Below are 8,906 nucleotides of genomic sequence, written 5' to 3' on the forward strand. Positions count from 1 at the left end.
GACTAGGCGCTGCCCCTCTCGTGATCGCCGCGACCGAAGTCGGGGCGCGAATCGTCCTGCCCTTCCTCGATGATCGAACGACGGATCGCGCGGGTACGCTTGAAATGGTCGAACAGGGTATCGCCATCGCCCACGCGGATGGCGCGCTGCAGCGCGGTCAGGTCCTCGGTGAAGCGTTGCAGCATGGTAAGCACCGCGTCCTTGTTCGAAAGGAACACGTCACGCCACATCGTGGGATCGGATGCGGCGATGCGCGTGAAGTCGCGGAAGCCGCCGGCCGAATACTTGATGACCTCGCTCTGCGTCACGTCTTCGAGATCGGAAGCGGTGCCGACGATGGTGTAGGCGATCAGGTGCGGCAGGTGGCTGGTCACGGCGAGCACGAGATCGTGGTGCTCTGCCGTCATGATCTCGACATTGGCGCCGAGCGCTTCCCAGAACTCCACCAGCGTCGAGAGCTTGAGCAGGTCGGTCTGTTCGGGCGGGGTGACGATGCACCAGCGGTTGCGGAACAGGTGCGCGAAACCCGCGTCCGGTCCCGAATTCTCGGTACCGGCAACCGGGTGCGCGGGAATTACGATATGATCGGGCAGCGCCTCGCCCAGTGCCTTCGCGATGGCCTGCTTGGACGATCCGACGTCGCTCACCAGGCAACCCGCGGGCAGCACGTCGCGTATGGCCGCTGCCGCCTCGCCCATCACGCCGGGCGGTACGCAGAAGATCACCAGATCGGCGTCCCTGGCGGCATCGACGGCGGTATCGCAGACCTTGTGGACGAGGCCCCGCTCGGCAGCACGCGCGCGGTTGTCGGCGGAAATGTCATAGCCGGTCGTGACGACTCCCGGCAGAAATTCCTGCACGGCAAGCCCGATCGAACCGCCCTGCAGCCCGAGCCCGATGACGGCAACACGCTGGAATATCATTTTGCGGCCTCTGCCATTTCCCGCAGCCCCGCCGCGATGACATCCATGTCGTGCGAATGGCCGATGGTAATTCTCAGCGCGTGCGGCAGCCCCTGGTTGGGTAACCATCGCACGATATAGCCCCGCGCGGCCAGTCCCTCGAAAGCGGCCTCGGCAGTCAATGCGCCTTCGAAGAGCACCAGCACGAAGTTCGCCTGGCTCGGCAGCGCGCGCAGGCCATGGTTGCCCATGGCCTCGATCTGCTCGACGAATCGGGCACGCTCGTCGCGGTTGTGGACCCGGCTGCGCTCGACGAAAGCCATGTCGCCCAGCGCGGCAGCGGCCATCGCCTGCCCGGTGCTCGAAACGTTGAACGGCCCGCGGATGCGATTGAGCGTGGCGACGATCCCCGGCGCGCCGGTCCCCCAGCCAATGCGTTCCCCTGCGAGGCCGAAGATCTTGGAGAAGGTACGCGTGACCAGCACGTTCTCGTGTGCCGCGGCCAGCGCCATCGCGCCATCCTCGTCTTCCGATGCAACATATTCACCGTAAGCCTGGTCGATCACCAGCAGCACATCCGCCGGCAACCCCGCGTGCAGACGCGCTATCTCGCCGCTGGGGAGGTAGGAGCCGGTCGGGTTGTTGGGGTTGGCAACAAAGACCACGCGGGTCCTGTCGGTCACCAGAGCCAGCAAGGCATCGACATCGGTGCCGTAGTCCGCATCGGGTGCCACCACCGGCGTGGCGCCGCAACGGCGCGCGGCGATGTCATAGACGGAAAAGCCGTAACGCACATAGACCACTTCGTCGCCCTGCCCGGCATAGCCCTGCGCGGCAAGGTTGAGCAGCTCGTCCGACCCGGTGCCCATGACGATGCGCGTCGGGTCGATCCCGTGCAGATCGCCCAGCCGCGCGCGCAAGTCCTTGCTGTCCGGGTCCGGGTAGAGCGCCGGCGCCTTCGCCCTGGCCGCAAGCGCGGCCTCGCTAGTGCCAAGCGGATTCTCGTTCGCCGAAAGCTTGATCAGCGGGCGCCCGTCCTTGCCGGCGGACTTGCCGGGAACATAGGCATGAAGCGCCGCGATCCAGGGCTTGGGGGTCGGGGCTTTGCTACGGGTTTCGGTTTCACTCATGACGCGCGGGCCTTTACCCCAGCGCGCGCCCGAATGACAGGGGGCGATTGACACGGGACGGGCGGTTCCCCACTTCACGAAATCGCTATGGCAACCGCACCGATCGCCCATGAGAGCCAGGTCCTCGAACTGGCCGATCCGCTCCCGCTCGACGGCGGGCAGAGCCTGTCCGGCGTGCGCATCGCCTATGAAGCGCATGGCACGCTGAACCCGGCCAAGGACAACGCGATCCTGATCTGCCATGCGCTGACGGGCGACCAGCACGTGATCTCCCACCACCCCAAGACGGGCAAGCCCGGCTGGTGGGTGCGCATGGTCGGCCCCGGCAAGCCGATCGACACCGACAAGTTCCACGTCATCTGCGCCAATGTGATCGGCTCTTGCATGGGCTCGACCGGCCCGGCGAGCCCCGCCCCGGACGGCAAGCCGTGGGGCATGCGCTTTCCCGTCATCACCATCCGCGACATGGTGCGCGGCCATGTCGCCCTGCTGGACGCCCTGGGCATCGAGCAGCTTCACGCCGTCGTCGGCGGATCGATGGGCGGGATGCAGGCGCTGTCGCTGGCGGCCAATTTCCCCGAGCGGGCCCGCTCGGTGCTGGTGCTCGCCTCGACCGCGCGCCATTCGGCCCAGAACATCGCCTTTCACGAAGTCGGCCGCCAGGCGATCATGGCCGACCCGGAATGGCGCGAAGGCGATTACTACGCCCACGGCAAGGGACCCGAAAAAGGCCTCTCCGTCGCACGCATGGCCGCACACATCACCTATCTGTCGGAAGAAGGCCTAACCGCCAAGTTCGGTCGCCGCCTGCAGGACCGCGAGGAAAAGACCTTCGGATTCGACGCCGATTTCCAGGTCGAATCGTACCTGCGCTATCAGGGGCTCTCGTTCACCGACAGGTTCGACGCCAATTCCTATCTCTACATCACCCGGGCCATGGACTATTTCGACCTCGCCGAGGAACACGGCGGCATGCTCGCCCGTGCTTTCGCGAAATCGAAGGCACGCTTCTGTCTGGTCAGCTTCGACACCGACTGGCTCTATCCCACAGCCGAATCGCGCAACGTCGTCCACGCTCTCAACGCCGCCGGCCTGCCGGTGAGCTTCGTGGAGCTTTCCGCGCCGTTCGGGCACGACTCGTTCCTGCTCGACGTCCCCGCGCTCGACCGCGTCGTCGAAGGATTCCTGAACCAGTGAGCCCGGACATGCACGCCCTGCGCCCCGACCTTGCGGTGATCGCCGCCAATGTCGCGCCCGGATCGAGCCTGCTCGACGTCGGCTGCGGCGATGGCACGCTGATGCAGGCCTTGCGCGATGACAAGGGCTGCGACGCGCGCGGCATGGAACTCGATCCGGCCAATGTCGGGAAGTGCGTCGCCAAGGGCCTGTCGGTAATCCAGGGCGATGCCGACAAGGACCTTGCCTTCTATCCCGACCAGTCGGTGGACTACGCGATTCTCTCGCAGACGCTGCAGACCACCATGCGCCCGGACAAGGTGCTCCAAGACCTGCTCCGCATCGGACGCAAGGCCTTCGTCAGCTTTCCGAACTTCGGCCACTGGCGCGTGCGGCTCTCGCTCTTCTGGAACGGGCGCATGCCGGTGACACGGCTGCTGCCGGTGCCCTGGTACGAAACGCCCAACATCCACCACCTGACCATCAACGACTTCCGCGCGCTTCTGAAAGAGCGCGGCATCACCGTGGAAGGGCGCTGGTATCTCTCGGGCGACACGAAATGCAGCGCGGCAGCGGCCAATTTCCGCGCCGAACACGCGGTGTACCTGCTCTCGCGCAAGCCCTGACGGCCAACGACGCGGGCCGGGCCTGCCCCGTCCGGCACCGGCCCTTGGCCTTGCCGGATCACCCCATCTGCAGACCGAAATAGGCCCCCAGCTTGTTGCCGTCCGGATCACGCAGATAGGCGCCGAAAGCGCCGCGCGCCTGCGGCTTTGCTTCGGGCTCGCCTTCGCTGGTGCCGCCGCTGGCCAGACCAGCCGCGTGCCAGGCCTTCACCGCATCCTCGCTATCTGCCTCGAAGATGATCGTGCCGCCGTTCGCGAAAGTGCAAGGCTGGCCATCGCGTGCGGGACCGAGGAGGAACTTCACGCCGCCAAGGTCCCACATCACGATAGGATACTGCTCCGGAGTCGAACACTCCGCCACGCCCAGGGCACCGAAAGTGGCATCATAGAAGGCGCGCGTCTTCGCGAGGTCGTCAGACCCCAGACGGATGGACTTGAGCAGCATGTTTTTCCTCTCCCTTGTCGTCCTGCTTTATTCGCCCATCGCGTAGAGCGCGCAGAGCTTGTTGCCGTCCGGGTCGCGCAGATAGGCGAGGTAGAGCTTGCCGAACGGAAATTCGCGCACGCCCGGCGGATCTTCGCAAGTCGCGCCGCCCGCCTCGCAGCCGGCCTTGTGCCAAGCATCGACCATCTCGGCGCTGTCGCAGCCAAGACCGATGGTGCCGCCATTGGCGAACGTCGCCGGCTCCCCGTTGATCGGGCTGCAGACCATGAAGTTCGCCCCCTTGTTGGCATAGGCGATACGGCCGGCAGCGGGATCGGCCATGATCGGCGTGGCACCGAGCGCACCGAACACGGCGTCGTAGAAGGTCTTTGCCTTGGCGAGATCGTTGCTGCCTACGCAGATGTGGCTGTACATGGGTTCTCCGCTTGCGGGGGTTGTGTTTCGGCGCGGAGATTGTCGCCCCCGTCGACAGCGGTCAACCATTCAATCCCGCGTCATAGCGATCTGTCCGCGGCAAACACCTTACCGACTTATCCACGCGTTTCGTCCCCCTGCCAAAGCCGCGCCGGGTGGACGCCCCGCCGCAGCTTTGGCATCGAAACGGCATGTGGCATATCTTTCAGTTCCCGCTCTGCCCCTTCAGCCGCAAGGTACGGCTGCTGATGGCGGAAAAGGGGATTGCCTACGAACTCCAGAGCACGCGCCCCTGGGAAGGGGAAGACCGCCTCTTCGCGATGAACCCGGCGGGCCGGACCCCTGTCGTCAAGGAAACCGAGCGCAATATCGTCCTCTCGGACAGCCGTGCCATCTGCGAATATTTCGAGGAAACCGTCGAGCGCAATCCGCTGATCAGCGGCACCGCCCAGCAGCGCGCCGAAATCCGCCGGCTGATCGCAATGTTCGATGAGAACTTCTTCCTCGACGTATCCGGCCCCCTGCTCCACGAGCGCATGAAGAAGCGCCTCGTGTTGCGTCAGTCGCCCGATGCCAGAGTGCTGCGCGAATCGATGAAGCTCGCGCACGACTACCTCGATTACGTGGACTACCTGATCGACAACCGCCCCTGGCTCGCCGGATCGACGATGACCCTGGTCGACCTTGCCGCGGCGGCGCAGATTTCGGTGGCGGACTATCTGGGCGGACTCGACTGGTCGAGCCATGAACAGGCGCGCGGATGGTATCTCGTGATGAAGTCCAGGCCTTCCTTCCGCCCGCTCCTTTCAGAGCGAATGGAAGTAATCCAGCCGCCCAGCCACTACGCGGAAGTGGACTCCTAGTTTTCCAGTTTTCCGGCGCATGGGCCGCGAGAGGACAGCGGCGCTGCCCCCTCACCCTTCACGAGGCCTGCGTCAGGCCGCCGCGTTTTTGACGCCGAAGCGGCCGTGCTTGCGGAACTGGACCATCCAGCGATCGAGGAACAGGCCGAGAGGACGGGGCGATACGCCGAGATCGGCGATGCCGGGTACCGTGCCGCTCGCGACACTGCCTGCCTTGAGCAGCTTGAACTGGTCGCTGGTGATCGGCGCGCCGGGCAGCCAGCCCGTCAGCGTGGCGATCAGCCCCGCGACCGCATCGGGCAATGCCGCGAAGCTGCGCGAACGGCCCTCGGCAGCGGCAATACGCTCGTTCAGTTCGAGCATGGTCACCACTTCGGGGCCGGCCAGATCGTATATCTTCCCGCCATGCGCCGCGGGATCTGCAAGGGCGTTGGCAATCGCTTCGGCGACATCGTCGACGAAAACCGGCTGCAGCTTCGCTTCCGGCGCGAAGACCGGCATGCCCGGCATCCGGGTAATCAGGCCGCCGAACATCATCACGAACTTGTCGTCGGGCCCGAACATCAGAGAGGGGCGGACGATCGTCGCGTCCGGAAAGGCACTGCGAACCGCCTGCTCGCCCTCGGCCTTGGTACGGGCATAGTCCACATCCGATCCGGCATCCGCGCCGAGCGCCGAGACATGAACGAAGGCCTTCGCGCCCGCGGCTTTCGCGGCAGCCGCAATACCGCCTGCCCCATTGCCCTGCAGGGCATCAAGATCGCCGGCAAAGGCGCCGACCAGATTCACCACCGCATCCGATCCGGCAAGCACTGCGGCCAGCGAATCGGGCCGCGTCACGTCGACGCGGGCAAACTGGACCTGCCCCAGGTTGCCGAGCGGCTTGATGGCATAGGCCTTTCGCGGATTACGGCTCGCGATGCGCAGGCGCGCGCCACGCGCGAGCAATTCCTGCGCCAGATGCCTGCCTACAAATCCACTGCCACCAAGGACAGTGACGATCTTGCCTGCAAGGGAATCGATGGGGCGTTGGCTCATGGTCAGATTCAGTCCTTCCGTCGCCGCGCGAGCCTTCACTATCCCGCGCCGCAGCACATGATTTTCGCCCCTGCCACAAGGCCGCAGCAGGGGCAACCGGACAGTTGCCCCCGGCGCACGGTCACCCTGCCCGACACAACCCGACCGACAGAAAAAATGTTGCCCCTCCCCCAGTTGACAAGCCCGCCCCGCCTGCGTAGAGGCGCGCTCCTACCTAGCGGGGATGGCGATCCGGCAACCCCGCCCGTGCCCAGATGGCGGAATTGGTAGACGCACCGTCTTCAGGTGGCGGCGCTCGAAAGGGCGTGGAGGTTCGAGTCCTCTTCTGGGCACCATTTGTTCTTCTCGGAACATCCCAAAAAGTGTATTAAACCCGCAGAAATCCAAGGGAATTGGCCCTTGGATCGTGCCGGATCGTCCCGCCTTTTCTCGGGGGTTCCGCACATTTTTGCGGGCCTTTTGCGGGCCTCTGCAAAAACCACATTGGGAAAAGGCCCGCACATGCCTCTGACCGAAACTCGGCTTCGCGCGCTCAAGCCAAAGGACAAACCGTACAAGGTCGCCGATGATCGCGGATTGTACATCGAGGTCTCTCCATCGGGCGGCAGACTCTGGCGATTTCGCTATCGAATCGGCACCGTCGAGAAGAAGCTCTCCATCGGCTCCTATCCTGAAATCAATCTCAAGGACGCGCGCCAAGCTGCCTACGAGGCTCGCGTCAAAGTCGCGTCGGGCGGTGACCCGGCGATGGAGAAGCGCAAGCAGAAGATCCGTTCGGAATTCCTGTCCGCCCAAACATTCGAGGCGGTGGCACGCGAGTATATTGATGAGATGATGGTGCAGAACGGTCGGGCGGATGCGACCATCATCAAGGCGAACTTCTTCCTCGACCAGCTGACAGATGCCATCGGCAGCCGCCCGATCGACGAGATTGAGCCGTTTGAGGTGCTGGCTCCCCTCAAGCGCCTCGAAGCGAAGGGCAAGCACGAGACCGCTAAAAAGACCCGATCCTTTGCGAGCCGCGTGTTTCGCTATGGGGTTGCCACGACGCGCTGCAAAGGCGACCCTACGACCATGCTCCGCGGGGCGCTGATCACGCCCAAGGCAAAGCACTATGCAGCGATCCTTGAGCCGAAGGATCTTGGCGGGCTGCTGCGCGCAATCCAGGACTACACTGGCAACTTCATCACCCGGTACGCGCTGCTCATCGCACCCCATGTCTTTGTCCGCCCTGGCGAGCTGCGGCATGCCGATTGGAAGGAGATCGACCTGGAAGAAGGCGTCTGGCGCATCCCAGAGGGAAAGATGAAGGCGCGCCGCCCTCATGCCGTGCCGTTGTCCACGCAGGTGGTCGGGTATCTCAAGGAACTTGCCGAGATGGTTGGTACCGAGGGCTATGTATTCCCCTCCGCCCGTGCTTCGGTGCGCCCGATGAGTGAGAACACTTTGAATGCCGCCTTCCGCCGGATGGGCTTCACAAAGGACGAGGTCACCGCTCATGGTCTACGGGCAACCGCTTCAACCATGCTGAACGAGAGCGGCCTCTGGAATCCGGACGCGATCGAACGAGGATTGGCTCACGGCGATAGTAACGCTGTTCGTGGCGTCTATCACCGCGGCAAGCACTGGGATGAACGTGTCCGCATGGCGCAGTGGTGGAGCGACTACCTCGATACCATTCGTGACGGCGGGAAGGTCATCAAGGGCTCGTTCGCACTTGGCGCTTGAAGAGAAGATTGAATAGCTGCTCAGATTTACCGGAGTTGGGACGATCTTGCCGTTCTCGGTCGTGCATGAAAGCGTCGGGCATCGACCGAAGCGGCCGTTCAGTTCAAAGTGGCGGCGGCCTCCGACGAGCAACCCAGCCCGTTAATCCACAAATGCGAACGCAAGCCATATTGAGCCTACGCCACCGCCGATCCGAAATGCGACATCAGCTTGCGAACAGAGGCTATCGAAATGCTCGATGACTTCCGAGGTCTGCTCAAAATTCAATCCGGGCACCGCGATCAGACAGCCAACCCGCAAATCTGCTTCGTCGCGATCCACATCTTTCGCGTCCGTGCGGGCGCGCTCAAGACGGGCATCAAAGGTCGATTGTCGAATCTTGGCGGCAGAAAAATGCTGTTTGACCTCAAATGCCCACGATCGCTCGCTGTTAACGTCGGCGATCCAGAGATCACACCGTGTTGATTTCCGCTGAGAGTTGACCCGGGAGAGGCATAAATTTCCGCTGAGAAGTGACCCATGTTCTGACCTTTCCCCTGGCTGTTGCGTCGGGGGACATTGGAGTGATCGACATGGCGTTATTG

At 63.8% G+C, this 8,906-nt stretch carries 10 protein-coding genes and 1 tRNA gene; 6 read left to right on the plus strand and 5 right to left on the minus strand.

What is annotated here, in order from left to right; translation table 11 throughout:
- Positions 1-2: 2 nt before the first annotated feature.
- On the minus strand, positions 3-923 hold the full coding sequence (locus NZK81_RS12340) for a prephenate/arogenate dehydrogenase family protein (protein WP_260046390.1): 921 nt from the start codon (positions 921-923) through the stop codon (positions 3-5).
- Positions 920-2,032 carry a histidinol-phosphate transaminase gene (hisC, locus tag NZK81_RS12345; RefSeq protein ID WP_260046391.1) on the minus strand — a complete coding sequence of 371 codons (1,113 nt, stop codon included), beginning with the start codon at positions 2,030-2,032 and terminating at the stop codon, positions 920-922. Before hisC ends, NZK81_RS12340 begins: the two co-directional genes overlap by 4 nt.
- Positions 2,033-2,119: 87 nt before the next feature.
- On the opposite strand from hisC, the gene metX reads away from it, so the two are divergent.
- On the plus strand, positions 2,120-3,229 hold the full coding sequence (gene metX / locus NZK81_RS12350; protein ID WP_260046392.1) for a homoserine O-acetyltransferase MetX: 1,110 nt from the start codon (positions 2,120-2,122) through the stop codon (positions 3,227-3,229).
- 8 nt (positions 3,230-3,237) lie between these two features.
- Positions 3,238-3,834, plus strand: a complete 597-nt coding sequence (metW, locus tag NZK81_RS12355; RefSeq protein WP_260046407.1) for a methionine biosynthesis protein MetW — start codon at positions 3,238-3,240, stop codon at positions 3,832-3,834.
- A gap of 58 nt (positions 3,835-3,892) precedes the next feature.
- Here the strand turns inward: metW and NZK81_RS12360 are convergent, their stop codons facing one another.
- Both NZK81_RS12360 and NZK81_RS12365 read right to left on the minus strand, forming a co-directional pair.
- Positions 3,893-4,279, minus strand: a complete 387-nt coding sequence (locus tag NZK81_RS12360) for a VOC family protein (RefSeq protein WP_260046393.1) — start codon at positions 4,277-4,279, stop codon at positions 3,893-3,895.
- Positions 4,280-4,306: 27 nt separating this feature from the next.
- Positions 4,307-4,693 carry a VOC family protein gene (locus NZK81_RS12365; RefSeq protein WP_260046394.1) on the minus strand — a complete coding sequence of 129 codons (387 nt, stop codon included), beginning with the start codon at positions 4,691-4,693 and terminating at the stop codon, positions 4,307-4,309.
- 191 nt (positions 4,694-4,884) lie between these two features.
- On the opposite strand from NZK81_RS12365, the gene NZK81_RS12370 reads away from it, so the two are divergent.
- Positions 4,885-5,556, plus strand: a complete 672-nt coding sequence (locus tag NZK81_RS12370; protein WP_260046395.1) for a glutathione S-transferase family protein — start codon at positions 4,885-4,887, stop codon at positions 5,554-5,556.
- A gap of 72 nt (positions 5,557-5,628) precedes the next feature.
- Here the strand turns inward: NZK81_RS12370 and NZK81_RS12375 are convergent, their stop codons facing one another.
- Positions 5,629-6,594 (minus strand): complex I NDUFA9 subunit family protein, encoded by a 966-nt coding sequence (locus NZK81_RS12375; protein ID WP_260046396.1) that lies wholly within the window; start codon positions 6,592-6,594, stop codon positions 5,629-5,631.
- Between the two features lie 248 nt (positions 6,595-6,842).
- On the opposite strand from NZK81_RS12375, the gene NZK81_RS12380 reads away from it, so the two are divergent.
- The 3 genes from NZK81_RS12380 to NZK81_RS12390 all read left to right on the plus strand — a co-directional run bounded on the left by NZK81_RS12380 (position 6,843) and on the right by NZK81_RS12390 (position 8,787).
- Positions 6,843-6,929 (plus strand) — tRNA-Leu (locus tag NZK81_RS12380).
- Positions 6,930-7,095: 166 nt separating this feature from the next.
- A complete protein-coding gene (locus tag NZK81_RS12385) occupies positions 7,096-8,322 on the plus strand; it encodes a tyrosine-type recombinase/integrase (RefSeq protein ID WP_260046397.1) in 1,227 nt (408 codons plus the stop codon).
- A 231-nt stretch (positions 8,323-8,553) separates the two neighbouring features.
- Positions 8,554-8,787 carry a hypothetical protein gene (locus NZK81_RS12390; RefSeq protein ID WP_260046398.1) on the plus strand — a complete coding sequence of 78 codons (234 nt, stop codon included), beginning with the start codon at positions 8,554-8,556 and terminating at the stop codon, positions 8,785-8,787.
- The last annotated feature ends 119 nt before the right edge of the window (positions 8,788-8,906 follow it).

The sequence above is a fragment of the Novosphingobium mangrovisedimenti genome, assembly GCF_025153475.1.
Lineage (GTDB): Bacteria > Pseudomonadota > Alphaproteobacteria > Sphingomonadales > Sphingomonadaceae > Novosphingobium > Novosphingobium mangrovi_A.

Excerpts from the sequence above, each read along its gene's own strand:
- metW (WP_260046407.1), top strand. The coding sequence starts at position 3,238 with ATGCACGCCCTGCGCCCCGACCTTGCGGTGATCGCCGCCAATGTCGCG.
- NZK81_RS12390 (WP_260046398.1), top strand. The coding sequence starts at position 8,554 with ATGCTCGATGACTTCCGAGGTCTGCTCAAAATTCAATCCGGGCACCGC.
- NZK81_RS12360 (WP_260046393.1), bottom strand. The coding sequence starts at position 4,279 with ATGCTGCTCAAGTCCATCCGTCTGGGGTCTGACGACCTCGCGAAGACG.
- hisC (WP_260046391.1), bottom strand. The coding sequence starts at position 2,032 with ATGAGTGAAACCGAAACCCGTAGCAAAGCCCCGACCCCCAAGCCCTGG.
- NZK81_RS12375 (WP_260046396.1), bottom strand. The coding sequence starts at position 6,594 with ATGAGCCAACGCCCCATCGATTCCCTTGCAGGCAAGATCGTCACTGTC.
- NZK81_RS12385 (WP_260046397.1), top strand. The coding sequence starts at position 7,096 with ATGCCTCTGACCGAAACTCGGCTTCGCGCGCTCAAGCCAAAGGACAAA.
- metX (WP_260046392.1), top strand. The coding sequence starts at position 2,120 with ATGGCAACCGCACCGATCGCCCATGAGAGCCAGGTCCTCGAACTGGCC.
- NZK81_RS12365 (WP_260046394.1), bottom strand. The coding sequence starts at position 4,693 with ATGTACAGCCACATCTGCGTAGGCAGCAACGATCTCGCCAAGGCAAAG.
- NZK81_RS12370 (WP_260046395.1), top strand. The coding sequence starts at position 4,885 with ATGTGGCATATCTTTCAGTTCCCGCTCTGCCCCTTCAGCCGCAAGGTA.
- NZK81_RS12340 (WP_260046390.1), bottom strand. The coding sequence starts at position 923 with ATGATATTCCAGCGTGTTGCCGTCATCGGGCTCGGGCTGCAGGGCGGT.